We start from the raw sequence: 26,998 nt of genomic DNA, 5'->3' as shown, positions 1-26,998 counted from the left end.
GCCATGACCCATCCCATCAGCCGCTTTGCCGTGCCCGATCTGGAAACCCTGCCCGACGACATGCGCGAGGCCATTGCCACCGTGGCCGAGAAATCCGGCTTCGTGCCCAATGTCTTTCTGGCGCTGGCCCACCGGCCCGACGAATTCCGCGCCTTCTTCGCCTATCACCAGGCGCTGATGGAGAAGGACACCGGCCTGACCAAGGCGGAACGCGAGATGATCGTGGTCGCGGTCAGCGGCATCAACAACTGCCAGTATTGCGTGGTGGCCCATGGCGCGATCCTGCGCATCCGGGCCAAGAACCCGCTGATCGCCGACCAGGTGGCGGTCAATTGGCGCAAGGCGGATCTGACCGACCGGCAGCGCGCCATGCTGGCCTATGCCGAGAAGGTGACGGTTGCGGCCCATCAGATCGCCGATGCGGATCATCAGGCGCTGCGCGACGCGGGGTTTGACGCGGACGAGATCTGGGACATCGGCGCCATCGCGGCCTTTTTCGGCATGTCGAACCGGATGGCCAATGCCGGAGATTTCCGCGCCAACGACGAATTCTACATGCTGGGCCGCCAAGCGCCGGTTTCGCAATGACCCGGACCGATGCCCTGCGCGGCCATGCCGCGATGGGGCTGTTCTCGGCCCTTGTGGCCGGGTCGTTCTCGCTGGGGGTGCGCGCCGCGAACCTGATCGACCCGGCGGCGATCACGGTAGCGCGCTTCGTCATCGCGGCGGGCGTTCTGGCCGGGATCGCGGCCCTGGTGCCCGGCCGGGGCAGGCCGCGCGCGCTGCTGGAATCGCCTTGGCGCTACCTTCTGCTGGGCGCGGCCTTCGCGGGCTATTTCGTGCTGATGTTCGAGGGGCTGAAGACCGCCCCCGCCGTGGCCGCCAGCGCGGTCTTTACCCTGACGCCGGTCATGGCGGCGGGCTTTGCCTGGCTGCTTCTGCGGCAGCGGATGACCGGGCATCTGGCCCTGGCGCTGGCCCTGGGCGGGGCGGGGGCGCTGTGGGTGATCTTTCGCGGCGATCCGGCGGCGCTTTTGCGGCTGGAGATCGGGCGGGGCGAGGCGATCTATGTCATGGGCTGCGCGCTGCACGCCCTTTACACGCCGCTGGTCCGCAAGCTGAACCGGGGCGAGGGGCCGCTGATCTCCTCCCTCGGCACGCTGGTCGCGGGCGGGATGCTGACGGCGGTCTGGGGATGGGGCGCGCTGACGGCGACGGCCTGGGGGGCGCTGCCCGCCATCGTCTGGATCACCATCTTCTATGTGGCGGTCTTCGCCAGCGCCTTCAGCACGATGCTGGTGCAATATGCGGCGCTGCGCCTGCCCGCCGCCAAGGTCATGGCCTATACCTATCTGACGCCGCTGTGGGTGATCGGGTTGGAGGCCGCCCTGGGCCAAGGGTTGCCGGGCGTGATGGTGCTGCCCGGCATCGTGGCCATCCTGGGGGCGCTGGCCTTGCTGCTGAAATCGGACGAACCGGCGCGCGGTCCGGTGCGCGCGGCCTGATGGGCGCGGCGGCGCTTTTCTTCGCCCCGTGCCCCCTTTAGGCTTCGCCCCGGACAAGGGACGGCAAGGGGCGGCTTCGTGGCGCATATCATCGTTGTGGGCAACGAAAAGGGCGGGTCGGGCAAGTCCACCACCTCGATGCATGTGGCGACCGCCCTTGTGCGCATGGGCCACCGCGTGGGCGGGCTGGATCTGGACGTGCGCCAGCGCAGTTTCGGCCGGTATCTGGAAAACCGCGCCCATTTCGCCGCGCGCGAGGGGCTGGACCTGCCCATGCCCGTGATCGGCGCCATGGGCGAGGGCAGCGACCCGCTGACGCCCGCCCTGACCGACCTGGAGAAGACCTGCGACTTCATCCTGCTGGACTGCCCCGGTTCGCATACCAGGCTGAGCCAGATGGCCCATACCCTGGCCGACACGCTGATCACGCCGATGAACGACAGCTTCGTCGATTTCGACCTGCTGGCCCGCCTGTCGCCAGAGGGCAAGATCCAGGGACCCTCGATCTATGCCGAGATGGTCTGGGCCGCGCGGCAGATGCGGGCGCAGGCGGGGGCGGGACCGATCGACTGGCTGGTGCTGCGCAACCGGTTGGGCACCCAGGCGATGCACAACAAGCGCAAGGTCGGCGGCGCGCTGGAAGCGCTGTCCAAACGCATCGGCTTTCGCGTGGCGCCGGGGTTTTCGGAACGCGTCATCTTCCGCGAACTGTTCCCGCGCGGGCTGACCCTGCTGGATCTGAAGGACATCGGCACCGAACAGCTGTCCATGTCGAACATCGCCGCGCGGCAGGAACTGCGCGACCTGATCACGGAACTGAACCTGCCGGGCGTGGCGGTCAACTTCTAGGCAGCGGCAAACGGGCGCGTTGTTGCCGCCCGCTTCAGCAACTATGTTGCATCCCGGGGTCATCATGGCGGCTGACACATGCGTATCGTTCCGATCCTTCTTGCCTTGATGATGCCGCTGGCCGCGTCGGCCAACGAACCCGCAGCCGCGTCCGAGGCCCGCGCGCCCCTCGCCCCCTCGGTCACGGTCGAGGCCGCCGCCGTGACCGAGGTCCAGGCCCGCGTCCCCGTGTCGGGCAGCATCGTCGCGCGCCAGCTTGTGCAGGTCTTTCCCCAGGTCTCGGGCCATGAGATCACCGACATCCTGGCCGAGGCGGGCGACAGCGTGGCCAAGGGCCAGGTTCTGGCCCGCCTGTCCACCGACACGCTGGCCGCCCAACTGGAACAGGCCCGCGCCGAATACCTGCGGGCCGAGGCGGGCGTGGGCCAGGCGCAAAGCACCATCGACAGCGCGGCCGCCCTGCTGACGCAGGCCCGGACCACCCTGGAACGGGTGCGCCAGTTGCGCCAGGGGGGCACCGTATCCCAATCCGCCCTGGACGACGCCGTGGCCGCCGAGGCCAATGCCCGCGCCCAGGCGGCATCCGCCGCCGACGGGCTGGCCGTGGCCCGCGCCGCCCTGGCCCAGGCCGAGGCCGCGCGTCGGATCGCGCAGCTGGATCTGGATCGCGCCGCCATCATCGCCCCGGTGGCGGGGGTGGTGGTGACACGCAACGCGGAACTGGGCGCCTTGGCGGGCGGCGGCGGGGATCCGCTGTTCGTCCTGCTGGCCGACGGCGCGGTGGAAATGTCGGCCGAGGTGATCGAAACCGCGCTTGGCCGCCTGAAGGTCGGCGACCCGGCCGAAATCACCGTGGCAGGCGCGGGCGCGGTGCCGGGACGGGTGCGGCTGGTTCCGGCAGCCGTCGATCCGGTGACACGGCTGGGGGTGATGCGGATCAGCCTGGACAGGGGCGAAGGGATCAGGATCGGTCAATTCGCCAGCGGGTGGGTCGTCACCGACCGGCGGCAGGCGGTGACGGTTCCCGCGGGGGCGGTCCTGGCGGATGACAGCGGCGAACGCGTGCAGGTCGTCAAGGATGGCACGGTGGACACCCGCCCCGTTCGGGCGGGCCTGCTGTGGGACGGACGGCGCGAGATCGTCGAGGGCCTCGCCCCCGGCGAACCCGTCATCGCCCGGTCGGGCGCGTTCTTCCGCACCGGCGACCAGGTCCGCCCCGTCGCGGCATCGGGGGCGGGACCATGAACTTTTCCACCCTGTCGATCCGCCATCCGGTCCCGCCCATCGCCGTCTTTCTGGTGCTGGTGATCGTCGGCCTTTACAGCTTCACCCGCCTGCCGGTCACGGCGATGCCCAATATCGACCTGCCCATCGTGCAGGTCACCATCGACCAGCCGGGCGCCGCGCCGTCGGAACTGACCACGCAGGTGATCCAGCCGGTCGAGGACAGCATCGCCTCCGTCACCGGGGTGCGCCACATCACGGCGACCGCCACCGACAGCACGGCGCAGATCGTGGTCGAATTCGAGCTGGAGACCGACAGCGACCGGGCCGTGAACGACATCAAGGACGCGGTGTCCAACGTCCGCCAGCAACTGCCCGAAAGCATCAGCGAGCCGCTGGTGCGGCGGCTGGACGTGACGGGGATGCCGATCCTGACCTATGCCGTCAGCGACCCGACCCAATCCATCGAATCGCTGTCCAAGTTCGTGGACGACGTGATCGGACGGGAACTGTCCACCGTCGATGGCGTCGGCCAGACCACCCGCATCGGCGGGGCCGCGCGAGAGATCAAGGTGGACCTGGATCCCGACCGGCTGCTGGCGCATGGCCTGACGGCGGCGGATGTGTCGAACCAGTTGCGAGCGCGCAACATCGACCTGGGCGGCGGGCGCGGCGATCTGGCGGGACGCGAATATTCCATCCGAACCCTGGGCGCGGCCGACAGCGTGGAGCAACTGGCCGGGGCGCCGATCACCATCGCCAATGGCCGCACGATCCGGCTGGACCAGTTGGGCGCGGTCCTCGACGGCCCGGCCGAGGAACGCAGCTTCGCCCTGCTGGACGGCCAGCCGGTCGTGGCCTTCGGCATCTACCGCACCACCGGCGCCTCGGATCTCGCGGCGGGCGACGCGGCCAAGGAACGCCTGGCGCAGATCGGCGAGCGTTACCCGAACGCCCGCATCACCCTGATCGACGACGCGACGACCTATACCGAGGCCAGCTATCACAGCGCGATGGAAACGCTGTACGAAGGCGCGGCCCTGGCGGTGGTCGTGGTCTTCCTGTTCCTGCGCAACTGGCGCGCCACGCTGGTGGCTGCCGTGGCGCTGCCCTTGTCGATCATCCCGACATTCTTCGTGATGGATTGGCTGGGCTTCACGCTCAACGGCATCAGCCTGCTGGGCATCACCCTTGTCACCGGCATCCTGGTCGATGACGCCATCGTGGAAATCGAGAACATCGTCCGCCACATCGGCATGGGCGTGCCCCCTTACGAGGCCAGCGAGGAAGCCGCCAACGAGATCGGGCTGACGGTGATCGCGATCAGCTTTTCCATCGTCGCGGTCTTTGCCCCGGTCAGCTTCATGGGCGGCATCCCGGGGCAGTATTTCAAGCAGTTCGGGCTGACGGTGGCGGTATCGGTCCTGTTCTCGCTGCTGGTGGCGCGGATCATCACGCCGATGATGGCGGCCTATCTGATGCGCGGCACGGTGCATGGGACCGAGCAGCGCGACGGTTTCGTGATGCGCAACCTGATGCGCATCGTCGGCTGGACCATGCGCCATCGCGGCTTGACGCTGCTGACCGGCCTGGGGATCTTTGCCGCCTCCATCTATTCGGCAACCCTGCTGCCCACCGAGTTCATCCCCGTCTCGGACATCGGCCGCAGCCAGATCGAGGTCGAGTTGCCCCCCGGCGCCACCATCGCCGAGACCGAGGACGCCGCCCGCCGCCTGTCCGCGCAGATTGACGAGGTGCCCGAGGTGCAGTCGGTCTTCGTCTACAGCGACGGTTCCGACGTGACCGAGGCGCGGGCGATGATCAACTATGGCAAGAAGGAAACGCGCGAACGATCCCAGTTCGTGCTGGAGGAGGATCTGAAGGCCCGTCTGGCGGATACGCCCGACATGCGCATCAACTTCCAGAACGAGAACGGCCAGAACGACCTGACCATCAACGTCCTGGGCACGACCGAGGACGGCGCGGCGCTGGCCGCCGAACGCCTGGCCGCCGCCATGTCGGGGCTGGCGTCGCTGGAAAGCGTCACCACCACGGCCAGCCTGCAACGGCCCGAAATCCAGATCACGCCGCGCGCGGACGTGGCGGCGCAACTGGGCGTCTCGGCCAGCGACATGGCGACCACGCTGCGGGTGGCCACCTTGGGCGATGTCGAAGCGAACCTCGCCAAGTTCAATGCGGGCGACGAACAGATCCCCATCGTCGTGCGGCTGAATGCCGATGCCCGCGCCGATCTGGTCACGGTGCAGAACCTGCGGGTCAATTCGACCCAAGGGCAGGTGCCGCTGGGGGCCGTGGCCGATGTCAGCCTGTCGGCGGGCGCGACCGAGATCGGGCGATACGACCGCCAGTTCCAGACCACGGTCAGCGCCAACCTGGCCGACGGGCAGTTGCTTGGCCCCGTCAGCGCGCAGGTGGCCGCCTTGCAGGGACGGATCGAACTGCCGCCCGGCACCCGCATCCAGCCCTCGGGCGACGCCGAGATCATGAGCGAGGTCTTCGGCGCCTTCGGCACCGCCATGGGCGCGGGGGTGATGCTGGTCTATGTCGTGCTGGTGCTGCTGTTCCACAACTTCATCACGCCGGTGTCGATCCTGCTGTCGCTGCCGCTTGCCATCGGCGGCGCGATCCTGGCGCTGTTCGTCACGGGCAATTCCATCAGCATGGCAGTGGTGATCGGCTTCCTGATGCTGATGGGGATCGTCACCAAGAATTCCATCATGCTTGTGGAATTCGCGCTGTCGGCCATCGAGCGCGGCGTAGCGAAACGCGACGCCATCCTGGACGCCGTCCACAAGCGCGCCCGCCCCATCGTCATGACCACCATCGCCATGAGCGCGGGCATGATCCCCTCGGCCCTGGCGACCGGCGAGGGCGGCGAGTTCCGCGCGCCGATGGCGATCGCGGTGATCGGGGGGCTGCTTTTGTCCACCGTGCTGTCGCTGCTGTTCGTGCCGGCGCTGTTTTCGCTGATCCACGGCGGGCAGGGGCGGTTGACCGGCTGGGTGGGGCGGCGAGTGGGGCTGAACCAGCCCCGGCAGGCGGCGGAGTAGGTTTTTGCGTCCCGCGAGCGCCGGGGGACTTCGCGTCCCCCGGACCCCCTGCGGGATATTTTTCCAAGGCAAAGATGCAGGAAGGGCGCCTTGAGGACGTCCCTTCGTTCAAGCGTCCGGCGTGATCAGGCCAGCATTCCCACCGGGTTTTCCAGATGGGTGACGATGGCTTCCAGCAGTTGCGCGCCCAAGGCGCCGTCGATGACGCGGTGATCGACCGACAGGGTCATGGACATGACGTTGCGCACCACCACTTCGCCATTTTCCACCACGGGGGTCGGGATGCCTGCGCCGACGGCCAGGATCGCGCCGTGGGGCGGGTTGATGACCGCGTCGAAGTTCTCGATCCCGAACATGCCGAGGTTACTGATCGCGAAGCTGCCGCCCTGGTATTCGTGGGGGGCGAGCTTCTTCGACTTGGCGCGGCTTGCCAGATCCTTCATCTCGGCCGACAGGGCCGACAGGGTCTTCTGGTGCGCGTCCTTCAGGACGGGGGTGAACAGGCCCCCTTCGATAGCGACGGCCACCGCCACGTCCGAGGGCTTCAGCTTCAGGATGCGGTCGCCCGCCCAGACGGCGTTGGCGTCGGGCACCTGTTGCAGGGCCAGCGCGCAGGCCTTGATGATGAAGTCGTTGACCGAAAGCTTCACGCCCCGCGATTCGAGCTGCTTGTTCAGCATGGCGCGAAAGTCCATCAGCGTGTCCAGCCTGGCCGAGCGGCGCAGGTAGAAATGCGGGATGGTCTGCTTGGCCTCGGACAGGCGGGCGGCGATGGTGCGGCGCATCCCGTCCAGTGGAACCTCGGTCGTTTCGCGGTCGGCATACATTTTCAGGATCGCGTCGGCGGAGGGCGCCTTGGGGGCCTGCGCGGCGGCGGGGGCCGGAGCAGCGGATGGTGCGGCGGCGACGGGAGCCGGGGCAGGCTTGGCCGCGCCGGGTTTCGCGCCTTCGACGTCGGCCTTGACGATCCGGCCGCGCGGGCCGGTGCCGGTGATGGCGGACAGGTCGATGCCCTTTTCGGCGGCAATGCGGCGGGCAAGGGGGGATGCGAAGATGCGGTCGCCTTGAGCTTGGACCGGGGCGGGCGCGGGTTTTGCCGGGGCGGCGTCGCCTGCGATGGGCGCGCCGATGGGACCGCCATAGCCCTTTTCGGCGGCGGCCCTTTCCTCGGCGGCAGGCGCGGCTGCGGCCTTGGCGGGTGCCGGGCTGGACGCAGCGGAGGCATCCTCGCCTTCCTCCAGCAGGACGGCGATGGGGGTGTTGACCTTGACCCCCGCGCTGCCTTCGGTCACCAGCAGCTTGCCGATGGTGCCTTCATCGACGGCCTCGAATTCCATCGTGGCCTTGTCGGTCTCGATCTCGGCGATGATGTCGCCGGACTTGACCGTGTCGCCTTCCTTGACCAGCCATTTGGCCAGCGTCCCTTCCTCCATGGTGGGGGACAGCGCGGGCATCAGGATTTCTGTCGGCATGACGCGTTCCCCTTAGCGATAGGTGACTTTTTTCACGGCTTCCACGACCTCGGCGGGCGTGATCAGCGCGTGCTTTTCAAGGTTGGCGGCATAGGGCATGGGCACGTCCTTGCCGGTGCAGTTGATCACGGGCGCGTCCAGGTAATCGAAGGCGTTTTCCATGATATGGGCCGACAGGTGGTTGCCGATGGACCCCACGGGAAAGCCTTCCTCGACCGTCACGCAGCGGTTGGTCTTCTTGACCGAGTCGATGATCGTGGCATAGTCGATCGGGCGCAGGGTGCGCAGGTCGATCACCTCGGCCTCGATCCCGTCCTTGGCCAGCGTGTCGGCGGCTTCCAGGGCATGGGCCATGCCGATGCCGAAGCTGATGATCGTCACGTCCTTGCCCTGACGCGCAATGCGGGCCTTGCCGAAGGGGATGGTGAAGTCGGGCAGGTCCGGCACCTCGAACGAGCGGCCGTAAAGGATCTCGTTTTCCAGGAAGATCACCGGGTTCGGGTCGCGGATCGCCTGCTTCATCAGGCCCTTGGCGTCCGCCGCCGAATAGGGCATCACAACCTTCAACCCGGGAACCGAGGCATACCAGGCCGCATAATCCTGGCTGTGCTGGGCCGCCACGCGGGCGGCGGCGCCGTTCGGGCCGCGGAAGACGATGGGGCAACCCATCTGGCCGCCCGACATGTAAAGGGTCTTGGCGGCCGAGTTGATGATGTGGTCCATCGCCTGCATGGCGAAGTTGAAGGTCATGAATTCGACGATGGGACGCAGGCCCGCCAACGCGGCACCCGTGCCGATGCCGGCGAAGCCCATTTCGCTGATGGGCGTATCGACCACGCGGCGCGGCCCGAAGCGGTCCAGCAGGCCCTGGCTGATCTTGTAGGCGCCCTGGTATTCGCCCACTTCCTCGCCCATCAGGAAGACGGTCTCGTCGCGCTCCATCTCCTCGGCCATGGCTTCGCGCAGGGCTTCCCGCACGGTCATGGTCTTCATCTTGGTGCCTTCCGGCCAGTCGGGGCTGCGGTCGGGTTCGGGGGTCCTGACGGCTTCGACGGCGGATTGGCCCGGCTGCCCCTTGTCGTCTGGTCCTTCCGCGGTCGAGGGGGCCTGCACCTGCGCGGGCTTGCTGTCCGCCTTCACGTCGTCGGCGGATTCGCCTTCGGCGACCAGCACGGCGATGGGGGTGTTCACCTTCACGCCCTGGGATCCTTCGGCGATCAGGATCTTGCCCAGGATGCCTTCATCCACCGCCTCGAATTCCATCGTGGCCTTGTCGGTCTCGATCTCGGCGATGATGTCGCCGGATTTCACCGCGTCGCCTTCCTTCTTCAACCATTTCGCCAGGGTGCCTTCCTCCATCGTCGGGGACAGGGCGGGCATCAGGATTTCGGTAGCCATTTGTTCAACCCTCCCTCAGGCGTGTTCTTCGGCGCTGCCCTGGGGCAGGTCCTCGGCGTAAATGTCGGTCCACAGTTCCTCCAGGGCAGGCTCGGGGCTTTCCTTGGCGAATTCGGCGGAATCGTTCACGATGTCCTTGATGTCCTTGTCGATGGCCTTCAGGTCGTCCTCGGTCGCGTGGCGGCCTTGCAGCAGCAGTTCGCGCACATGTTCGATGGCGTCGCGTTCGTCGCGCATCTTCTGCACTTCCTCGCGGGTGCGGTATTTCGCGGGGTCCGACATCGAGTGGCCGCGATAGCGGTAGGTCATCACCTCGAGGATATAAGGCCCCTTGCCCGCGCGGCAGTGGGCCACGGCCTTTTCGCCCGCGGCCTTCACGGCCAGCACGTCCATGCCGTCCACCTGTTCGCCCGGGATGCCGAAGGCCTCGCCCCGGCCATACAGCGTGGTGGACCGCGTGGACCGCTTCATCGAGGTGCCCATGGCATACTGGTTGTTCTCGATCACGAAGATGACCGGCAATTCCCAGATCATGGCCATGTTGTAGGTCTCGTAGACCTGGCCCTGGTTGGCCGCGCCGTCGCCGAAATAGGCGAAGGTCACGTTGTCGTTGCCAAGGTACTTGTCGGCGAAGGCCAGGCCCGCGCCCAGCGGCACCTGGGCCGCGACGATGCCATGGCCGCCGTAGAAATGCTTTTCGCGGCTGAACATGTGCATCGAACCGCCCTTGCCCTTGGAGTATCCCCCCTCGCGGCCCGTCAGTTCGGCCATCACGCCGCGCGCTTCCATGCCGCAGGCCAGCATGTGGCCGTGGTCGCGATAGCTGGTGATGCGCTTGTCGCCTTCCTTGGTGGTCGCCTCCAGGCCCACGACAACCGCTTCCTGGCCGATGTACAGGTGGCAGAAGCCGCCGATCAGGCCCATGCCGTAAAGCTGGCCTGCCTTTTCCTCGAACCGGCGGATCAGCAGCATGTCGCGGTAATATTGCAGCAGCTCGTCCCGGGACACGTTGGACGGGGTATCGGGGGATTGCGTTTCGGCTGCGGGGGCAGGCTTCCTGGCCATGCGGGGGGTCCTCCTCAAAGCGCGGTCGGGATAGTTCAGCGTTAAACTATGCGTAGCGCATCGGGATAGGGGGTGCAATCCGCGAACGTGGCGACAGCCTGACGGCGGGTCAGCGCAGGATCACCTCGTCCGCGCGCAGGACGCCCAGGACCTGTCGGGCCTGTTCGTCCAGCAGGTCGAGGTCCAGGTATTCGTCCGACATCCGCCGGGTCAGGTTCTGCATCTGCTGCACCTCGGCCTTCAGCGTGTCGCGCTGGAGGGTCAGTTCGGCCGTCTCGGCCTCGATCTGGATGCGGCGCAGGATGCCCGAGGGTCCCTGCACGGCGGCAAAGGCGAAATAGACGCCCAGGGCCACGGCAAGGGCCAGAAGAATGGTGGCGCTGAGGGAAAGACGCTGCGACATGGAACGGGCCGTTCTGGTTGGTGGGGCGGATCATGCCACAGCGGCAAGGGCAGGGGAATCCCCCGGATCAGGCGTTGCGGCGGAAGATCGCCTCGAGCCGCGCGGCTTCCCCGGCCAGGCCGAAGGGGGCGTTCAGCACCCATAGGCCCGATCCGGTCATGGAATGGCCGGGACGGGCGGGGGCAAACGCCACCTCGGACCGCAGGGCCTCGGGATGGGCGGTCATCAGCGCGTCCAGCATCGGCGCGTGGCGGGCGTCAGGCAGGATCGGATACCACAGCGCAATGACGCCGACGTTCCATTTGCGCGCGATCAGCCCGATCTGGCGCGGGATCACGGCATAGTCGGATTTCACCTCGTAGCTGGGGTCGATCAGGATCAACCCGCGCCGGGGGGTCGGCGGGCAGACCGCCTGCGCCATCTGGAAGCCGTCCTGACGGTGCAGCGTGGCAAAGCCCGCGACATGGGTCAGCGCCTCGTGTTCGGCGGGATGCAGTTCGGCCAGATGCGCGGAATCGCCCCGGCGCAGGAAATGCGCGGCGATCAGCGGCGATCCGGGATAGGCGGATGGGCCATGACTGCGGCGGACTTGCGCCAGGGCCGCCAGCAGCGGGTGATCGGGGAGCAGCCAGCCCTCGGCCTCGGCCCGCCGGATGCCCGCGCGCGCCTCTCCCGTTTTCGCGGCCTCGGCCCCGTCCAGGGAATAGAGGCCCCGCCCGGCATGGGTTTCCAGATAGGACAAGGGCTTGTCCTTGCGCGTCAGGTAATCCAGCGCGGCGGCCAGCAGCGCGTGCTTGTGCAGGTCGGCCAGGTTTCCCGCGTGATAGGCATGTTGATAGCTGAGCATGAGCCGCCCTTAGCCCGCGCCACAGGTCGGCGAAAGCCTCAAGTCGCCTTGCGCAGTTCGGAATGGCTTTTCAGCACCCGGTCGCCGTCGTCCTGTTCGATCAGGTAGGCGGGGTTTTCGGGATCGGCGTTCCGCTTGATCGTGGCGCCCTTGATGGTGCGTTCGACCGGTTCGGTGAAGGATTCGGTGATAGTGCCGGTGGCGGTGCCCTTGCCCCAGTCCCATTCGACGGCCGTGCCCACGCGGAATTTGCTCATGTCCATCCCCTTTCGCCTCTCAACGCGAGGCGAATCGCCAGGTTCCGGGGCTGCAAACGAAAAGCGGCGGCGCCCAGGGAGGAGGAGGGGCGCCGCCGCGGAACGCTGGCCCAGGGAGGAGGGGGGGCCGCGTTTGGGGTGCGGCACGGCCAGGGAGGAGGAGGGCCGTTGCCGCCAACGAGCGGACCAATGGGAGGAGGGGTCCGTCGCATCAGGGTGCCGCGAACAAGGCGGCTATGGAGGGGCGGCGGCGCCAGGGAGGAGGAGGGCGCCGCCGCGTAACGCTGGCCCAGGGAGGAGGGAGGGGCCGCGTATGGGGTGCGGCAAGGCCAGGGAGGAGGAGGGCCGTTGCCGCCAACGAGCGGACCATGGGAGGAGGAGAGGTCCGTCGCATCAGGTGCCGCAAATGAGGCGGCTATGTGGGGTGCGGTTCAGCCGGGGAGGAGGAAAGGCTTCACCGCAAACGGCCCTGCCCGAGGGGAGGAGAGGACGGGCCGTATCTCGTTGCCGCAAATGGGGCGGCTATGTTTCGTGTGCGGCGACCCCGAGGGAGGAGGAGGGGTCGCCGCCTGTCGCTGAAACCCCAGGGAGGAGAAAGGGTTCCTGCGCTGTTTCGGCGGCATCCTCTGGGAGGAGGAGTGAGGATGCCGCCCGTTCCGGCCCCTGGGAGGAGGGTGGGGCGGAATAGCTTATTCTTATTTCGTGCCCCAGGCCGCTTCGTGGGCCAGGCGACCGATCATCGCGCGGTTGATGCCCAGGTCCGCCAGATCGCGGCTGGTCAGGGCGTTCAGTTCGCGAACCGTCTGGCGATAGATCACGCGGCGGGCGCGGTTTTCCTGCATGTGCTGGATCGCAGCCATCAGACGGCCAGCGAAGCCGGTAGCGGCAGCGGCGTTGTGGGTGTTGGCGATGGCAGCCATGATGTGTTTCCTTTTCGGCGTCTGGCATCTGCGCTGACCCGGATTGGCCTTGCGCTGTTTCGATGGACCCAAGATGGCGCTAATGCTGCGGCTGCACAATGGATCATTCGGGAATGCTGCCATGCAGCAATCGCATGACTGGCGCGGCAACCTGCCGCTTGTGTCCTGCAATCTATGACAAAAATGTGACGGCCAAACGGCGTTAGCGATCACGCCGCGCTGCAAAAATGGGCGAGGGACACAACGCCGGTGGCCCGGTGCCGCAAATTGCGGCGGGTGGTTGATGCGGGGGCCGCGTTGGACCATGTTGGCGCTGACGTTGCAAGAACAGGCCTGACATGTCCGTGAACCGTGAAGCTGCCCTAAGGGCAATCTCTGATATCGTGCTGCCGGACGGGCGGACGCTGGAAAAGGCCGATCTGGTGCGCGCTTTCACCGTGGACGAAGGCACGGTCAGATTCGTGCTGGAGGTCGCGGACGCCGCCGTCGCGCGCAGCCTTGCGCCCGTCGAGGCCGAGGCGAAGCGCCGGCTCGAGGCGCTGCCGGGCGTGTCCAGGGTCCAGATCGTCATGACCGCCCCCGCCGGCAAGCAGTCCGAGGCCGTGCGAACGTCCGGTGCGGCGCCCTCGTTGCAGATCGGGCGGCATCCGACCGGGCAGGCGGGACCGCAGGCGATCCCGGGCGTCAGGAACATCGTCGCCATCGGCTCGGGCAAGGGCGGCGTGGGCAAATCGACCGTGACCTCGAACCTCGCGGTGGCCCTGGCGCGGGCCGGGCGCAAGGTCGGGCTGCTGGACGCCGACATCTATGGCCCCTCGCAGCCGCGCATGATGGGGATCTCGGGCCGCCCCGCCAGCCCCGACGGCCAGCATATCGAGCCGCTGCACGCCCATGGCGTCACCGTCATGTCCATCGGCCTGATGCTGAAGGAAGGCGAGGCGGTGGTCTGGCGCGGTCCCATGCTGATGGGCGCGATGCAGCAGATGCTGCAGCAGGTGAACTGGGGAGAGCTGGACGTGCTGCTGATCGACCTGCCGCCCGGCACCGGCGACGTGCAGCTGAGCCTGTGCCAGAAGGCCGCCGTGACGGGGGCGGTCATCGTGTCCACGCCCCAGGACGTGGCACTGCTGGATGCCCGCCGGGCCATCGACATGTTCAACAAGCTGAAGACCCCGGTGCTGGGCCTGATCGAGAACATGTCCACCTATGTCTGTCCCAACTGCGGGCACGAGGCGCATCTGTTCGGCCATGGCGGCGTCGCGGCCGAGGCGGCGCAGCTGGGCCTGCCGTTCCTGGGCGAGCTGCCGCTGGAACTGGACGTGCGGCTTGCGGGCGATTCGGGCCGTCCGGTCGCCTTGGGAGAGGGCGCGACGGTCCAGGCCTATGCCCGGCTTGCAGCACGCCTGATCCGGGACGGCGTGGCCTGAAATCGAAACGGCTTGGGAATGAACGGGAATGCAGGGATTTGGCGGGGTGCCATCCGTTTCCGGCCAAATCGCAGCGGCGTGAAGCCCTGTGAGCGATAAATCCGCAGCCCCAGTTTTCTGTGGATAAGTGGCAACAGGTCATCTTGCCTGACCCGGGCGGCGCCGGTTCACGGCACGCAAAATAACAAAAGTTAATTCTCCAGATCTGGTGGTTTCATGGGGCGAAATCCCCAGGCATGGGGCTTTTCCCGAGTCGAAACAGGCAAATGGCAAATATGCGACATTCCGCCGTTCGCGCTTTGGTTTCACCGCTTGGCGAAGAATACCGTTGCTTCCCATGAATTCCCGTGCCACAACCAGATCACGAAGACGGGCAGCGAAGGGGCATCAAGACCCCCCAGGCGAGCAGGCTTTCATACAGGCATCCGTTTTCCAAATAAGCGCCCGCACGCGCGAGCAGCACCTCCCCCAGGTGGCGCGTGACAGGGACAGACCCCAAAAAAGGGGCCGGACGGGGAACGAGGGCGGCGGATCGGGCAGTGGCAGCGGCCCGGTCCGCCCTTTCTCTTTCGGGCGGGCGAAAGAGCGGCAGTGAGGCAGGCCAAGGGTGACGCGGAAGTTCAGAGGCACTGAATCCGTCAAGGTCGATGGCAAGGGTCGGATGTCGATCCCCGCCCGGCTGCGGCGCGTGTTCGATGCCGGCGATCCTGCCTTTGCCACCGCCAACACCGGACGCACGCAGCTGGTGGCCGTGTACGGTCCCGACTGGTGGAACTGGATCGAGCTTTACAGCATCGAGGCCATCGAGGAAATCGACGCCCAGATCGACAAGCTGACGCGCGGCTCGCCCGAGCGCCGCTGGCTGGAAGTGCTGATGAACGGCCAGTCCACCGATCTGGAAATCGACAAGGAGGGCCGCCTGGTGCTGCCCCAGAAATTGCGCGAAAAGCTGGGCTTTAGTGAAGGATCCGAGACGATCTTCGAATCGCGCGGCGATTACATCCAGGTTTATCACCCCGATTCGCGGCCCAAGGATGTTACCGCGCTGGAGGATTTCACCGCCCGGCACGGTCCCGAATTCGATCCCCGGTCCTTCCTGGACCAGGTGGACGAGGGCTAGGCCATGGCCGAATCGCATGTCCCCGTCCTGCTTGCCCCGCTGCTTCGCGCGGTTGCCCCGGTTTCCGGCGTCTGGCTGGACGGCACCTTCGGGGCGGGGGGCTATTCCCGGGGCCTGCTGGCGGCAGGCGCCGACCGGGTGATCGGCGTGGACCGCGACCCGCTGGTCTTCGACATGGCCATGCCTTGGGCGGGCGAATACGGCGACCGGCTGCGGCTGGTCGAGGGGACGTTTTCCGACCTTGATCAACTTGCGGGCGAATCGCTGGACGGCGTGGTGCTGGATCTGGGCGTCAGCTCGATGCAGCTGGATCTGGCGGAACGCGGCTTTTCCTTTCTGCGCGACGGACCCTTGGACATGCGGATGGAACAGGCGGGGCCGTCGGCCGCCGACCTGCTGAACACGGCCGAGGAAGCGGTGATCGCCGATGTCCTTTATCATTACGGCGAGGAACGCGCCGCCCGCCGCATCGCCCGCGCCATCGTCGCCGCCCGCCCGCTGACCCGCACGGCGCAGCTGGCCGAGGTCGTGGCCGGGTGCCTGCCGCGCCCCAAGCCCGGGCAAAGCCACCCCGCCACCCGCAGCTTCCAGGCGGTCCGCATCTGGGTGAACGACGAATTCCGCCAGCTGGTCGATGGCCTCTCCGCCGCCGAGCGCGCCCTGAAGCCCGGCGGCAAGCTGGCCGTTGTCAGCTTTCATTCGCTGGAGGACCGCATCGTCAAGCGGTTCATGCAGGCCCGGTCGAACAGCGCGGGCGGGGGCAGCCGCTATGCCCCCGTGCAGGACATGGCGCCCGCGGCCTTCACCATGCCCTTCCGCCGCGCCATCGGTCCCGACCCCGAAGAGGAGTCCGCCAACCCCCGCGCCCGGTCCGCCCTGCTGCGCGTGGCGATCCGCACCGACGCGCCTGCGGCTGCGGTCGATGCCGATGCACTGGCCATGCCGCGCCTGCCGAAGGGGGGCCATTGATGCGTCCCCTGACCTATCTCGCCTGCGCGCTTCTGGTCATGGGCCTGGCCTTCTGGGCTTACCGCGAGAACTACCGCACCCAGGCTGCCTTGGGCGAGATGAGCCAGGTCCAGCGCGAGATCGCCCAGTTGCGCGAGGATCTGGGCGTGCTGCGCGCCGAATGGGCCTATCTCAACCGTCCCGACCGGTTGCGGGAACTGGTGGACCTGAACTTCGACCGGCTGCAACTGATCCCACGCGAGGCGGGGCAGGTGATGGATCTGGGCCATATCGACTATCCCAAGCCCCCCGCGCCGCAACCCGAAGTCGCATCCGAATCTTCCGGCAACCCCGCCGCCCCGCAGGAGTGACCGTCATGATCCGCATCCCCTTGCGTCCCCTGGCCCGGATCCTCCGCGCCCGAGAGCGTGGCGAGAACCCTGACGCCATCGAGGCCGAGAACCGCCGCCTGCGCCACGAGGCGATCCAGGACAAGGCCCGCCGCCGGGCCGAGGGGCGGCTGGCGCTGATGGCCAGCCTGTTCGTCCTGGGCTTCGGGACGGTGGGGGTGCGCATGGGCGCGCTGGCCTCGACCGATCCGATCGAGCCGCGCAGCGAGGTCATGTCGGCGCAGATCGTCTCGCAGCGCGCGGACATCACCGACCGGCAGGGGCGGGTGCTGGCGACGAACCTTTTGACGCATTCGCTGTATGCCCACCCGCACCAGATGGTCGATCCGGTGGGCGCGGCGCGGAACCTGGCGCGCATCTTTCCCGATCTGGACGCGGACAAGCTGCTGCGCGACTTCACCGGCAGCCGCAAGTTCATGTGGATCAAGCGCAAGATGTCGCCCGAACAGATGCAGGCCGTCCACGACATCGGCGAGCCGGGCCTGCTGTTCGGCCCGCGCGAGATGCGCGTTTATCCCAACGGCCACATCGCCAGCCATATCCTGGGCGGGTCGGGCTTCGGCAACGAAGGCGTGGACAGCGCCGAGGTCCTGGGCGTGGCGGGCGTCGAGAAGGCCTTCGACGGCTGGCTGCGCGATCCCGCCAACGACGGCGCGCCCTTGCAGCTGTCCATCGACCTGTCCGTGCAATCCGCGATGGAGCAGGTGCTGGCCTCCGGCATGGAGGTGATGAGCGCCAAGGGCGCCACCGGCATCCTGATGGAGATCGAATCGGGCGAGATCCTGGCCATGGCGTCCTTGCCCGATTTCGACCCGAACGACCGCCCCCGCCCCTTGCTGAAGGGCGATCCGTCCGACAGCCCGCTGTTCAACCGCGCGGTGCAGGGGCAGTACGAACTGGGGTCCACCTTCAAGATCTTCCCCGTCGCGCAGGCGCTGGATTTGCAGATCATCAACCCCAACAGCGGCATCAACACCACGACGCCGATGCGCATCGGCAAGTACCGGATCAACGATTTTTCCAACTATGGCCCGCAACTGTCGGCGACGGACGTGATCGTGAAGTCGTCCAACGTGGGCACCGTGCGCATCGCCCAGATGATCGGGGTCGAACGGCAAAAGGCCTTCTTGCAGAAGCTGGGCTTCTTCGACCCCCTGCCTATCGAGATGGTCGAGGCCCCCACGGGCAAGCCGCTGGTCCCGACCCGCTGGCCCGCCGTGACCGCCGCCACCGTGTCCTTTGGCCACGGCCTGGCCGCAAGCCCGCTGCACCTGGCCGCGGCCTATGCCACCGTCGCCAATGGCGGCGTGAAGGTCACGCCCACGCTGATCCACGGTCGCACCCGGCCCCAGGGCGAACGGATCCTGTCCGAACGCGCCGCCGCCCGCGCGGTGGACATGCTGCGCCAGGTCGTCACGCGCGGCACCGCCAAGCAGGCCGAGGTCGAAGGCTACGAGGTCGCGGGCAAGACCGGCACCGCCGACAAGCCGCGCCCCTCGGGCGGGTATTACGACAACAAGGTGGTCTCGACCTTCGCATCGGTCTTTCCGGCCAGCGCGCCGAAATACGTGATGATCGTGACGCTGGACGAACCGTCCGTAACCGGTCCCGGCGGGGAAAGCCGCACGGCCGGCGCCACCGCCGCCCCCGTCGCCTCCGCCATCATCCGCCGCCTGGCCCCGCTGGTGGGCCTGGAACCCGTCACCGACGAAAACCTGCCGGTCATCGCCCCGCGCTTCGCCCCCCGTGTTGAATCGCAACCGGGCGATGAGCTAAAGGTCAGCGCAAATCAATGACGGGTGAAACGGTGGGGCAAGGCACGAAGACGCTGTCGCAGCTTGGGCTGCGGGCAAGGGACGGGCGCGACCCGGCCATCACCGGCCTGTCGCTGGACAGCCGCACCGTGAAGCCCGGCCATCTGTTCGCCGCCCTGCCGGGATCGGCGCTGCATGGGGCGGAATTCATCCCCTATGCCCTGCGGATGGGGGCGGGCGCCGTCCTGACCGACCGCGCGGGCGCCGAGATGGCGGCGGATGCCCTGTCCGGCTGGAACGGCGCCGTGGTGGTCGCCGAGGATCCCCGCGCCGCCCTGGCCGGCGCCGCCGCCCTGTGGTTCGAGGCGCAGCCCGACCATGTGGTGGCCGTCACCGGAACATCCGGCAAAACCAGCGTCGCCAGCTTCACCCGCCAGATCTGGCAGCATCTGGGGCACAAGGCGATCAGCCTGGGCACCATGGGGGTCGAGGGCGATTATCAGGCCAAGCTGTCCCACACCACGCCCGACCCCCTGACCCTGCACCGCATTCTGGCCGAAGCCGCGCAAGCGGGCGTCACCCATGCCGCGATGGAGGCGTCCAGCCACGGGTTGGACCAGCGCCGCCTGGACGGCGTGCGGGTCGAGGCCGGGGCCTTCACCAATTTCAGCCAGGACCATCTGGATTACCACGCGGGCTTTGACGAATATTTCGCGGCCAAGGCCTTGTTGTTCAACCACATCCTGGAGGACGGCGGTGCGGCCGTCATCAACATCGACGGCGAACGCGGGCGGCAGATGCTGGACATCGCCACCGACCGCGGGCTGGCCGTCACGACCGTGGGCACCCGCGAAGAGGCCATGCTGCGGATCCTGGGGCAACGCTATGACGCGACCGGGCAGGATCTGCGATTCTCGTTGATGGGCCAGCCGCACATGGTCCGCCTGCCGCTGATCGGGGGCTTCCAGGCCGAAAACGTGCTGGCGGCGATGGGCCTTGTCCTGGCGGCGGGCGATTCGGCGGATGCCGTGCTGCGCGTCCTGCCGGACCTGCACACCGTGCGCGGGCGGATGCAGCTTGTGGCGCAGCGCGAGAATGGCGCCACGGTCTTTGTCGATTACGCCCACAAGCCCGGCGCGGTCGTGGCCGCCCTGCAATCGCTGCGCCCGCACGTGATGGGCCGCATCGTCTGCGTGATCGGCGCGGGCGGCGACCGCGACCGGGGCAAGCGCCCGCTGATGGGCGAGGGCGCGCGCGACTTTGCCGATGTGGTGATCGTCACAGACGACAATCCCCGGACCGAAAATCCCGCCGCTATCCGCGCCGCCGTGATGGAAGGCGCGGGGCCGGATGCCACCGAGGTCGCCGACCGGGCCGAGGCGATCCTGCGCGGCGTCGATGCGCTGCTGCCGGGCGACGCGCTGCTGATCTGCGGCAAGGGGCACGAGACCGGCCAGATCATCGGCAACGACATCTATCCCTTCGACGATGCCGAACAGGCATCCGTCGCGGTCGCGGCACTGGACGGCAAGATATGACGCTTTGGACAGCCGATGAGGCCGCCTCTGCCACGGGCGGGCAGGCGCAAGGGGATTGGGTTGCCACGGGCGTCTCCATCGACACCCGCACGATCCGGCCGGGCGATCTGTTCGTCGCACTGACGGACGCGCGCGACGGACATGACTTCGTGGCGCAGGCCTTGGACAAGGGGGCTTGCGCCGCCTTGGTCAGCCGGATCCCGGATGGGGTCGTCCCGACCGCGTCGCTGCTGGTCGTGCCCGACGTGCTGGCCGCCCTTGAGGCCCTGGGCCGCACCGGGCGCAGGCGCATGGCGGGCAAGGTCATCGCCATCACCGGATCGGTCGGCAAGACCTCGACCAAGGACATGGCGCGGACGGCGCTGGCGGGGCAGGGGCGCATCCATGCGGCCGAGGCCAGCTACAACAACCACTGGGGCGTGCCGCTGACCCTGGCGCGGATGCCGCGCGACACCGACTTCGCTATTGTGGAAATCGGCATGAACCACCCGGGCGAGATCGCGCCGCTCTCGCGCCTGGCCCGCCCCCATGTCGCGATGATCACCACGGTCGCCGCCGCGCATCTTGAGGCCTTTGGGGCCATCGAAGGCATCGCCCGCGAAAAGGGGTCGATCTTCCAGGGTCTGGAACCCATCGGCCACGCCATCATCCCCGAGGATCTGCCGGTCACGCAAATCCTGCGCGACTGCGCGGATACCGCGGGCGCGCTTGTCATGGGCTTTGGCCGCGACGGCCAGGCCAAGCTGGTCCAGGCCAAGCCCGAGGACGGCGCCATCGGATGCCGCGCAAGGATCGGCGGCGAAACCGTTGATTTCACCTTGCAAACCACCGGCGCGCATTTCGCGATGAACGCGGTGGGCGTGCTGGCCGCGCTTGCCGCCGCAGGCGCCGACCTCAAGGAAGCCGCCAGGCACCTAGGCGACTGGCTGCCCCCCCAGGGACGCGGCGCGGTCGAGGATCTGGCGGGCATCCGCCTGATCGACGACGCCTACAACGCCAATCCGACATCCCTGTCCGCGGGGCTTGCCACGCTGGCAGGACTGCAAGGCGGGCGGCGCGTCGCAATCCTGGGCGACATGCTGGAACTGGGTGCGGACGAGATCGCCATGCACCGGGACATGGCCGACGATCCGGCCATGGCGCAGGTCGATCTGGTCCACAGCGCCGGTCCCCGGATGCGCGCGCTGCATGACGCGCTGCCGCCCGCCAAGCGCGGGGTCTGGGCCGAAACCGCCGGGGAACTGGCGGCCTGCGCGGCGGATCTGGTGGCCCCCGGCGACATCGTGCTGGTCAAGGGGTCCAAGTCCTCGAAGATTTCGACCGTCGTTGACGCCTTGCGCCGCAGGGCGCAAACGCCTGCATTCCAAACGAAAGAATAACCGATGCTTTATTGGCTCAGCGGCCTGTCCGAAGGGGGCGACCTCTTCAACCTGTTCCGCTATATCACCTTTCGCGCGGGGGCGGCCTTCTTCACGGCACTGATCTTCGGCTTCATCTTCGGGCGCCCGCTGATCAATTACCTGCGCCGCACGCAGAAGAAGGGCCAGCCGATCCGCGACGACGGCCCGGAAGGGCATTTCGTCAAGGCGGGCACGCCCACGATGGGCGGCATCCTGATCCTGTCGGCGCTGTTCTTTTCCACGCTTTTGTGGGCGCGGCTGGACAACGGCTATGTCTGGATCGTGCTGCTGGTGACGGCAGGCTATGCCGCGATCGGATTTGCCGACGATTACGCCAAGGTCAGCAAGCAGAACACCAAGGGCGTGTCGGGCCGCAAGCGCATGGCGATGGGCCTGGCCCTGGCCTTTGTCGCCTCGGCCTGGGCGATGTGGCTGCATCCGGCGGATCTCAGCGGACAGGTCGCCTTGCCTGTCTTCAAGGACGTGCTGGTGAACCTGTGGTACTTCTTCATTCCCTTCGGGATGCTTGTGATCGTGGGGTCCGCCAATGCCGTGAACCTGACCGACGGGCTGGACGGCCTTGCCATCATGCCGGTGATGATCGCGGCCGGCACCCTGGGCGTCATCGCCTATACCGTGGGCCGGGTGGACTTCACCGAATACCTGGGCGTCCACCATGTCCCCGGCTCGGGCGAGATCCTGATCTTCGTCTCGGCCCTGATCGGCGGCGGCCTGGGCTTCCTGTGGTATAACGCCCCCCCGGCGGCGGTCTTCATGGGCGACACCGGCAGCCTCGCCCTGGGCGGCGCGCTTGGCGCCATCGCCGTCGTCACCAAGCACGAGATCGTGCTGGCCATCGTCGGCGGGCTGTTCGTGGTCGAGGCGCTGTCGGTCATCATCCAGGTCGCCTATTTCAAGCGCACCGGCCGCCGCGTCTTCCTGATGGCCCCGATCCACCACCACTTCGAGAAGAAAGGCTGGGCCGAGCCGCAGATCGTCATCCGTTTCTGGATCATCTCGCTGATCCTGGCGCTGATCGGACTGGCCACGCTGAAGCTGCGCTGATGCCTGCATTGGACTTCAAATATCCCGCGGGGGTCCGGGGGCGCGAAGCCCCCGGCTTTGACAGGAGCAATTCATGATTCCGGTTCAAGGCGTCGAAGGCCAAACCATCGCTGTCCTGGGCTTGGGACGTTCCGGCAAGGCCACCGCTGCGGCCCTGGCGGCAGGCGGCGCCACCGTTGTCGCCTGGGACGACGGCAACGACACGCGCGCGGCGGCTGCGGCGGATGGCCTGACCATCCTTGACCTGACCCGCGACGATGCCTGGCATGGCGTCACGGCCCTGATCACCAGCCCCGGCATCCCGCATCTTTACCCAAGGCCCCACCCGGTGATCGCCAAGGCCTATGCCCTGGGCATCCCGGTGGACAACGACATCGGCCTGTTCTTCCGCAGCTACGCGACCGAGGATTGGGACGGCTTCGACCGCGCCCCCCGCGTGATCGCCGTGACGGGGTCGAACGGCAAGTCCACCACCACCGCGCTGATCCATCACATCCTGTCCGAATCGGGCCGCCCGACGCAGATGGGCGGCAATATCGGCACGGGCGTGCTGTCGCTGGAACCCGCCATCGACGGAGAGGTCGTGGTGCTGGAACTGTCCAGCTACCAGACCGAACTGGCCCGCGCGCTGACGCCCGATGTCGCGGTCTTCACCAACCTGTCGCCCGACCACCTGGACCGCCACGGCGGCCCGGGGGGCTATTTCGCGGCCAAGCGGCGGCTGTTCGCCGAAGGCGGGCCGGACCGCGCGGTGATCGGCGTCGATGAGATCGAGGGGCTGTATCTTGCCGGGCAACTGTCGATGGGGCCGAGCGACGACCGGGTGATCCGCGTCTCGTCTGGCTCGAAGCTGGACGGGGCGGCCTGGTCGGTCTTTGCGCGCAAGGGGCATCTTGCCGAATACCGCAAGGGGCGGCAGGCGGCCTCCATCGACCTGCGCGGGGTCCGGGGCCTGCCCGGCGCGCACAACCACCAGAACGCCTGCGCGGCCTATGCCGCCTGCCGCGCCGTTGGCCTTGCGCCGCGAGAGATCGAGGCCGCGTTCCACAGCTTCGCGGGCCTGCCGCATCGCAGCCAGACCGTGGCCGAGATCGGCGGCGTCCGTTACGTCAACGATTCCAAGGCCACCAATGTCGATGCCGCCGCCAAGGCGCTGCAAGCCTTTGACCGGATCCGCTGGATCGCCGGAGGCTTGGGGAAGGAAGGCGGCATCGGGGCGCTGGCCCCCCATCTGGGGCGCGTGGCCAAGGCCTATCTGATCGGCCATTCCGCCCGCGATTTCGCGCTGGAAATCGGCCAGACCCCCTATGACATCGCCGAAACCATGGAAACCGCCGTTGCCCGCGCCGCTTCCGAGGCCCATCCGGGCGAGACGGTGCTGCTGGCACCGGCGGCGGCCAGCTTCGACCAGTATCCGAACTTCGAGAAGCGCGGCGAGCATTTCACCGAGCTGGTGAAGGCCCTGGCGGCGCGCTGACGGGCAGCGAGGCAGGGGGCTTTCAGCCCCCTCGGCCGCAAGCGGCCTCACCCCCGAGGATATTTGGACAAAGGTGAAGGGATCAGGCCCAGCTTGGCGGGCGCTTGTCCAGGAAGGCCGCCATGCCCTCGGCGGTGTCGGGCAGCAGGATGTTTTGGCACATCGCGGCGCCCGCCGAAACATAGGCCTCCGCAAGGCCAAGCCGCAACTGTTCGTGGAAGGCGCGCTTGCCCAGGCGGATCGCGGCGGGCAGCTTGGCGGCGATGGTCGCGGCCATCTGCATGGCGGTGCCGGTCAGATCCTCAGGCGGCACGACGCGACTGACCAGGCCCAGGTGCTGCGCCCGGGCGGCGTCGATGAACTCGCCCGTCACCAGCATCTCGAACGCGGCCTTGGGCGGGATGGCACGGGTCAGGGCGACCATCGGGGTCGAGCAGAACAGGCCGATGTTCACGCCGTTGACGCCAAAGCGCGCGGTTTCCGCCGCGACCGCCATGTCGCAAGAGGCGACCAGCTGGCATCCGGCGGCAGTGGCGATTCCCTGGACCTCGGCAATCACCGGCTGCGGCAGGGCGGGGATCATCTGCATCATCCGCGCGCAAGTCTCGAACAGATCGGCAAAACCCGCAGCCCCGCCGTCGGCACCGTCCCGCGCGGCCTGCATCTGCCGCAGGTCGTGGCCCGCGCAGAAGGCCTTGCCGCTGGCAGCCAGCACGACCACGCGAATGTCCTGATCCCCCGCGACATCGGCAAGGGCATCCGTCAGGGCCGCGATCATCTCGGCCGACAAGGCATTGTAGTTGGCGGGGCTGTTCAGCGTCAGCCGCGCGATGTGATCGGTGTCCTGGCGCAGGATCAGGTCCGGCATCTTGATCTCTCCTCCCGTTTGACCGCAAGCCTATGCCGCAAGGGGCAAGAGGAAAAGCATGGACATCGTGATGGACGCACAGGCGCTGAATGCCTTTCTGGCCAGGGATTTCCCGCAGGCCGCAGGGGATCACGGCATCGAATCGGTCGGTCCCGACAAGCTGGTCGCCCGGTTGCGTGTGGACGACCGGCATCTGCGGCCCGGCGGCACCGTCGGCGGCCCGTCGATCTTCGCCCTGGCCGACATCGCGATCTATTGCGCGATCCTGTCGCGGATCGGACCGGTGGCGCTTGCGGTGACGACGAACGCTTCCATCGACTTCATGCGCAAGCCCGCGGCAGGGCGCGATCTGCTGGCCGAATGCCGGATCCTGAAGCTGGGCCGCAGCCTGGCCGTGGCCGAGGCGCTGATCCTTTCGGAAGGGGCAGGGGATCCGGTGGCCCGCTGTTCGATGACCTACGCGATTCCGCCGAAAAGGCCGGAAAACAGCGCGCTATGATGTGGTATCTAGATACCTAAATGGCAAGCAATTGTTATTAATGGACATATTTGCATCCCGTATGCTTGACGTATCGGCTGCGATCCCCGATACACCCCCATCTCGCATTATGACGACCCTGAAGGGACGAAAGATGAAAACCTATACCGCGAAACCGGCGGAGATCGAGAAGAAGTGGATCCTGATCGACGCCGAGGGCGTCGTTCTGGGCCGCCTCGCCACGATCGTCGCCAGCCGCCTGCGCGGCAAGCACAAGCCGACCTTCACCCCGCACATGGACATGGGCGACAACGTCATCATCATCAACGCCGACAAGGTGCAGATGACCGGCAACAAGCGCGATGACAAGAAATACTACTGGCACACCGGCCACCCGGGCGGCATCAAGCACCGCACGGCCCGCCAGGTGCTGGAAGGCGCCCATCCAGAACGCGTGGTGATCAAGGCCGTCGAACGCATGATCAGCCGCAACAAGCTGGGCAAGCAGCAGATGACCCATCTGCGCGTCTATGCCGGGACCGAACACCCGCACGAGGCGCAGCAGCCCGAAGTTCTGGACGTGAAGGTCCTGAACGCCAAGAACACCCGGAGCGCGTGATTATGGCCGAAGACATCAAGAGCCTCGACGATCTGAAATCCGTCGTGTCGGGCAGCGCCGCCGTCGTGGCCGATGCCCCCATCCGCCGCGAAGCGCAGCGTGACAGCCTGGGCCGTTCCTATGCGACCGGCAAGCGCAAGGACGCCGTTGCCCGGGTCTGGGTCAAGCCCGGTTCCGGCAAGGTCGTGGTGAACGGCAAGGACATCACCGAATACTTCGCCCGGCCCGTGCTGCAGATGATCCTGCGCCAGCCGTTCGACGTGGCGGGCGTGGCCAACCAGTTCGACGTGCAGGCCACCGTCAAGGGCGGCGGCCTGTCGGGTCAGGCCGGCGCCGTGAAGCATGGCATCAGCCAGGCGCTGCAACTGTATGAACCCAGCCTGCGCGCCGCGCTGAAGGCCGCCGGTTTCCTGACCCGCGACTCGCGCGTCGTGGAACGGAAGAAATACGGCAAGGCCAAGGCACGCCGCAGCTTCCAGTTCTCGAAGCGCTGAGTCCGGCAGCACGCACATCCGAAAGGCGCGATCCGCAAGGGTCGCGCCTTTTTCGTTCTTGAACCGTCGTGGAACTGTCACCGGCGCGTCGCCAAGGGCTGCCACATTGCCTGCAAGATGGGCAATGCAGCGATTCTGCTGCACCTGGATCACGGTAAAGAGCCGATTCCGGTGGGAATCGTGCCATGGTCAGGATGAAGATTCGCCTTGTGCTTGATCCAAAGCTGGCCGTCCATCCTTTCACGGGTGCGCCGGGGACTAAATTTTTCATGAAAATTCAAAGAGATGAAAGATAGTTGCGGCTGAGGCGCATTTTTCTCCTTGCCCCTGCCGTTTCTCCTCCGTAAATACCGCTTCACCGAAGGCGGGAACGCTGGAGGGGCCGGACG

The 26,998-nt window shown here is 67.3% G+C and carries 26 protein-coding genes; 17 read left to right on the top strand and 9 right to left on the bottom strand.

Annotation, left to right across the window (positions count from 1 at the left end; genetic code table 11):
* Nucleotides 1-3 precede the first annotated feature (3 nt).
* The 5 genes from GIY56_RS11235 (at nucleotide 4) to GIY56_RS11215 (ending at nucleotide 6,649) form a co-directional block, all read left to right on the top strand.
* Nucleotides 4-588 carry a peroxidase-related enzyme gene (locus tag GIY56_RS11235; RefSeq protein WP_154764947.1) on the top strand — a complete coding sequence of 195 codons (585 nt, stop codon included), beginning with the start codon at nucleotides 4-6 and terminating at the stop codon, nucleotides 586-588.
* A complete protein-coding gene (locus tag GIY56_RS11230) occupies nucleotides 585-1,505 on the top strand; it encodes a DMT family transporter (protein ID WP_154764946.1) in 921 nt (306 codons plus the stop codon). The genes GIY56_RS11235 and GIY56_RS11230 overlap by 4 nt, the downstream gene beginning before the upstream one ends.
* Before the next feature lie 78 nt (nucleotides 1,506-1,583).
* The gene (locus GIY56_RS11225) at nucleotides 1,584-2,354 is read left to right on the top strand and encodes a division plane positioning ATPase MipZ (protein ID WP_328288520.1); all 771 of its coding nucleotides are present in this window, start codon (nucleotides 1,584-1,586) and stop codon (nucleotides 2,352-2,354) included.
* A 78-nt stretch (nucleotides 2,355-2,432) separates the two neighbouring features.
* The gene (locus tag GIY56_RS11220) at nucleotides 2,433-3,599 is read left to right on the top strand and encodes an efflux RND transporter periplasmic adaptor subunit (RefSeq protein ID WP_154764945.1); all 1,167 of its coding nucleotides are present in this window, start codon (nucleotides 2,433-2,435) and stop codon (nucleotides 3,597-3,599) included.
* Nucleotides 3,596-6,649 carry an efflux RND transporter permease subunit gene (locus tag GIY56_RS11215; RefSeq protein WP_154764944.1) on the top strand — a complete coding sequence of 1,018 codons (3,054 nt, stop codon included), beginning with the start codon at nucleotides 3,596-3,598 and terminating at the stop codon, nucleotides 6,647-6,649. The genes GIY56_RS11220 and GIY56_RS11215 overlap by 4 nt, the downstream gene beginning before the upstream one ends.
* Before the next feature lie 125 nt (nucleotides 6,650-6,774).
* Here the strand turns inward: GIY56_RS11215 and GIY56_RS11210 are convergent, their stop codons facing one another.
* From GIY56_RS11210 to GIY56_RS11180, 7 genes are all read right to left on the bottom strand, one after another.
* Nucleotides 6,775-8,121, bottom strand: a complete 1,347-nt coding sequence (locus GIY56_RS11210; protein ID WP_154764943.1) for a pyruvate dehydrogenase complex dihydrolipoamide acetyltransferase — start codon at nucleotides 8,119-8,121, stop codon at nucleotides 6,775-6,777.
* Between the two features lie 12 nt (nucleotides 8,122-8,133).
* Nucleotides 8,134-9,519: a pyruvate dehydrogenase complex E1 component subunit beta gene (locus GIY56_RS11205; RefSeq protein ID WP_154764942.1), complete on the bottom strand. Its 1,386-nt coding sequence runs from the start codon at nucleotides 9,517-9,519 to the stop codon at nucleotides 8,134-8,136.
* Nucleotides 9,520-9,534: 15 nt separating this feature from the next.
* Nucleotides 9,535-10,584: a pyruvate dehydrogenase (acetyl-transferring) E1 component subunit alpha gene (pdhA, locus tag GIY56_RS11200; RefSeq protein ID WP_154764941.1), complete on the bottom strand. Its 1,050-nt coding sequence runs from the start codon at nucleotides 10,582-10,584 to the stop codon at nucleotides 9,535-9,537.
* A gap of 109 nt (nucleotides 10,585-10,693) precedes the next feature.
* Nucleotides 10,694-10,987 (bottom strand): FtsB family cell division protein, encoded by a 294-nt coding sequence (locus GIY56_RS11195; protein WP_154764940.1) that lies wholly within the window; start codon nucleotides 10,985-10,987, stop codon nucleotides 10,694-10,696.
* A 67-nt stretch (nucleotides 10,988-11,054) separates the two neighbouring features.
* On the bottom strand, nucleotides 11,055-11,834 hold the full coding sequence (gene rlmJ / locus GIY56_RS11190; RefSeq protein ID WP_154764939.1) for a 23S rRNA (adenine(2030)-N(6))-methyltransferase RlmJ: 780 nt from the start codon (nucleotides 11,832-11,834) through the stop codon (nucleotides 11,055-11,057).
* Between the two features lie 38 nt (nucleotides 11,835-11,872).
* Nucleotides 11,873-12,091: a hypervirulence associated TUDOR domain-containing protein gene (locus GIY56_RS11185; RefSeq protein WP_154764938.1), complete on the bottom strand. Its 219-nt coding sequence runs from the start codon at nucleotides 12,089-12,091 to the stop codon at nucleotides 11,873-11,875.
* A gap of 695 nt (nucleotides 12,092-12,786) precedes the next feature.
* Nucleotides 12,787-13,011, bottom strand: coding sequence for a DUF1127 domain-containing protein (locus tag GIY56_RS11180; protein WP_230312451.1), 225 nt, complete (start codon nucleotides 13,009-13,011; stop codon nucleotides 12,787-12,789).
* A gap of 338 nt (nucleotides 13,012-13,349) precedes the next feature.
* Between GIY56_RS11180 and GIY56_RS11175 the strand changes: the two genes are divergently transcribed.
* From GIY56_RS11175 to murD, 9 genes are all read left to right on the top strand, one after another.
* Complete coding sequence (locus GIY56_RS11175) at nucleotides 13,350-14,438, top strand: Mrp/NBP35 family ATP-binding protein (RefSeq protein WP_154764937.1); 1,089 nt, start codon at nucleotides 13,350-13,352, stop codon at nucleotides 14,436-14,438.
* A gap of 607 nt (nucleotides 14,439-15,045) precedes the next feature.
* Nucleotides 15,046-15,558, top strand: coding sequence for a division/cell wall cluster transcriptional repressor MraZ (locus GIY56_RS18875; protein ID WP_196053611.1), 513 nt, complete (start codon nucleotides 15,046-15,048; stop codon nucleotides 15,556-15,558).
* Nucleotides 15,559-15,561: 3 nt separating this feature from the next.
* A complete protein-coding gene (gene rsmH / locus GIY56_RS11165; protein WP_154764935.1) occupies nucleotides 15,562-16,527 on the top strand; it encodes a 16S rRNA (cytosine(1402)-N(4))-methyltransferase RsmH in 966 nt (321 codons plus the stop codon).
* Complete coding sequence (gene ftsL, locus GIY56_RS11160; RefSeq protein WP_154764934.1) at nucleotides 16,527-16,877, top strand: cell division protein FtsL; 351 nt, start codon at nucleotides 16,527-16,529, stop codon at nucleotides 16,875-16,877. The genes rsmH and ftsL overlap by 1 nt, the downstream gene beginning before the upstream one ends.
* Before the next feature lie 5 nt (nucleotides 16,878-16,882).
* Nucleotides 16,883-18,712, top strand: a complete 1,830-nt coding sequence (locus GIY56_RS11155) for a peptidoglycan D,D-transpeptidase FtsI family protein (RefSeq protein ID WP_154765077.1) — start codon at nucleotides 16,883-16,885, stop codon at nucleotides 18,710-18,712.
* Nucleotides 18,709-20,208, top strand: a complete 1,500-nt coding sequence (locus tag GIY56_RS11150; protein ID WP_154764933.1) for a UDP-N-acetylmuramoyl-L-alanyl-D-glutamate--2,6-diaminopimelate ligase — start codon at nucleotides 18,709-18,711, stop codon at nucleotides 20,206-20,208. The genes GIY56_RS11155 and GIY56_RS11150 overlap by 4 nt, the downstream gene beginning before the upstream one ends.
* Entirely contained in the window at nucleotides 20,205-21,587 is a 1,383-nt protein-coding gene (locus GIY56_RS11145; RefSeq protein ID WP_154764932.1) for a UDP-N-acetylmuramoyl-tripeptide--D-alanyl-D-alanine ligase, read from the top strand. Before GIY56_RS11150 ends, GIY56_RS11145 begins: the two co-directional genes overlap by 4 nt.
* Before the next feature lie 3 nt (nucleotides 21,588-21,590).
* A complete protein-coding gene (gene mraY / locus GIY56_RS11140; RefSeq protein ID WP_154764931.1) occupies nucleotides 21,591-22,673 on the top strand; it encodes a phospho-N-acetylmuramoyl-pentapeptide-transferase in 1,083 nt (360 codons plus the stop codon).
* A gap of 73 nt (nucleotides 22,674-22,746) precedes the next feature.
* On the top strand, nucleotides 22,747-24,150 hold the full coding sequence (gene murD, locus GIY56_RS11135; RefSeq protein ID WP_154764930.1) for a UDP-N-acetylmuramoyl-L-alanine--D-glutamate ligase: 1,404 nt from the start codon (nucleotides 22,747-22,749) through the stop codon (nucleotides 24,148-24,150).
* A gap of 82 nt (nucleotides 24,151-24,232) precedes the next feature.
* On the opposite strand, the gene GIY56_RS11130 is transcribed toward murD, so the two are convergent.
* A complete protein-coding gene (locus GIY56_RS11130) occupies nucleotides 24,233-25,018 on the bottom strand; it encodes an enoyl-CoA hydratase (protein ID WP_154764929.1) in 786 nt (261 codons plus the stop codon).
* Between the two features lie 58 nt (nucleotides 25,019-25,076).
* Here GIY56_RS11130 and GIY56_RS11125 point away from each other — a divergent pair, with 58 nt between their 5' ends.
* From GIY56_RS11125 to rpsI, 3 genes are all read left to right on the top strand, one after another.
* Nucleotides 25,077-25,517: a PaaI family thioesterase gene (locus GIY56_RS11125; RefSeq protein WP_154764928.1), complete on the top strand. Its 441-nt coding sequence runs from the start codon at nucleotides 25,077-25,079 to the stop codon at nucleotides 25,515-25,517.
* A gap of 133 nt (nucleotides 25,518-25,650) precedes the next feature.
* Complete coding sequence (gene rplM, locus GIY56_RS11120) at nucleotides 25,651-26,115, top strand: 50S ribosomal protein L13 (protein ID WP_154764927.1); 465 nt, start codon at nucleotides 25,651-25,653, stop codon at nucleotides 26,113-26,115.
* A gap of 2 nt (nucleotides 26,116-26,117) precedes the next feature.
* Nucleotides 26,118-26,609 (top strand): 30S ribosomal protein S9, encoded by a 492-nt coding sequence (gene rpsI, locus GIY56_RS11115; protein ID WP_154764926.1) that lies wholly within the window; start codon nucleotides 26,118-26,120, stop codon nucleotides 26,607-26,609.
* 149 nt (nucleotides 26,610-26,758) lie between these two features.
* Here the strand turns inward: rpsI and GIY56_RS18525 are convergent.
* The coding region (locus GIY56_RS18525; RefSeq protein ID WP_230312450.1) for a hypothetical protein at nucleotides 26,759-26,998 on the bottom strand (240 nt) is incomplete at its 5' end.

It is taken from the genome of Paracoccus lichenicola, assembly GCF_009708075.1.
GTDB classification, from domain to species: Bacteria; Pseudomonadota; Alphaproteobacteria; order Rhodobacterales; family Rhodobacteraceae; genus Paracoccus; species Paracoccus lichenicola.
This window is presented reverse-complemented; position numbering and strand designations above follow the sequence as displayed.

Excerpts from the sequence above, each read along its gene's own strand:
- GIY56_RS11235 (WP_154764947.1), top strand. The coding sequence starts at position 4 with ATGACCCATCCCATCAGCCGCTTTGCCGTGCCCGATCTGGAAACCCTG.
- GIY56_RS11230 (WP_154764946.1), top strand. The coding sequence starts at position 585 with ATGACCCGGACCGATGCCCTGCGCGGCCATGCCGCGATGGGGCTGTTC.
- GIY56_RS11220 (WP_154764945.1), top strand. The coding sequence starts at position 2,433 with ATGCGTATCGTTCCGATCCTTCTTGCCTTGATGATGCCGCTGGCCGCG.
- GIY56_RS11215 (WP_154764944.1), top strand. The coding sequence starts at position 3,596 with ATGAACTTTTCCACCCTGTCGATCCGCCATCCGGTCCCGCCCATCGCC.
- GIY56_RS11210 (WP_154764943.1), bottom strand. The coding sequence starts at position 8,121 with ATGCCGACAGAAATCCTGATGCCCGCGCTGTCCCCCACCATGGAGGAA.
- GIY56_RS11205 (WP_154764942.1), bottom strand. The coding sequence starts at position 9,519 with ATGGCTACCGAAATCCTGATGCCCGCCCTGTCCCCGACGATGGAGGAA.
- pdhA (WP_154764941.1), bottom strand. The coding sequence starts at position 10,584 with ATGGCCAGGAAGCCTGCCCCCGCAGCCGAAACGCAATCCCCCGATACC.
- GIY56_RS11195 (WP_154764940.1), bottom strand. The coding sequence starts at position 10,987 with ATGTCGCAGCGTCTTTCCCTCAGCGCCACCATTCTTCTGGCCCTTGCC.
- rlmJ (WP_154764939.1), bottom strand. The coding sequence starts at position 11,834 with ATGCTCAGCTATCAACATGCCTATCACGCGGGAAACCTGGCCGACCTG.
- GIY56_RS11185 (WP_154764938.1), bottom strand. The coding sequence starts at position 12,091 with ATGAGCAAATTCCGCGTGGGCACGGCCGTCGAATGGGACTGGGGCAAG.
- GIY56_RS11180 (WP_230312451.1), bottom strand. The coding sequence starts at position 13,011 with ATGGCTGCCATCGCCAACACCCACAACGCCGCTGCCGCTACCGGCTTC.
- GIY56_RS11175 (WP_154764937.1), top strand. The coding sequence starts at position 13,350 with ATGTCCGTGAACCGTGAAGCTGCCCTAAGGGCAATCTCTGATATCGTG.
- rsmH (WP_154764935.1), top strand. The coding sequence starts at position 15,562 with ATGGCCGAATCGCATGTCCCCGTCCTGCTTGCCCCGCTGCTTCGCGCG.
- ftsL (WP_154764934.1), top strand. The coding sequence starts at position 16,527 with ATGCGTCCCCTGACCTATCTCGCCTGCGCGCTTCTGGTCATGGGCCTG.
- GIY56_RS11155 (WP_154765077.1), top strand. The coding sequence starts at position 16,883 with ATGATCCGCATCCCCTTGCGTCCCCTGGCCCGGATCCTCCGCGCCCGA.
- GIY56_RS11150 (WP_154764933.1), top strand. The coding sequence starts at position 18,709 with ATGACGGGTGAAACGGTGGGGCAAGGCACGAAGACGCTGTCGCAGCTT.
- GIY56_RS11145 (WP_154764932.1), top strand. The coding sequence starts at position 20,205 with ATGACGCTTTGGACAGCCGATGAGGCCGCCTCTGCCACGGGCGGGCAG.
- mraY (WP_154764931.1), top strand. The coding sequence starts at position 21,591 with ATGCTTTATTGGCTCAGCGGCCTGTCCGAAGGGGGCGACCTCTTCAAC.
- murD (WP_154764930.1), top strand. The coding sequence starts at position 22,747 with ATGATTCCGGTTCAAGGCGTCGAAGGCCAAACCATCGCTGTCCTGGGC.
- GIY56_RS11130 (WP_154764929.1), bottom strand. The coding sequence starts at position 25,018 with ATGCCGGACCTGATCCTGCGCCAGGACACCGATCACATCGCGCGGCTG.
- GIY56_RS11125 (WP_154764928.1), top strand. The coding sequence starts at position 25,077 with ATGGACATCGTGATGGACGCACAGGCGCTGAATGCCTTTCTGGCCAGG.
- rplM (WP_154764927.1), top strand. The coding sequence starts at position 25,651 with ATGAAAACCTATACCGCGAAACCGGCGGAGATCGAGAAGAAGTGGATC.
- rpsI (WP_154764926.1), top strand. The coding sequence starts at position 26,118 with ATGGCCGAAGACATCAAGAGCCTCGACGATCTGAAATCCGTCGTGTCG.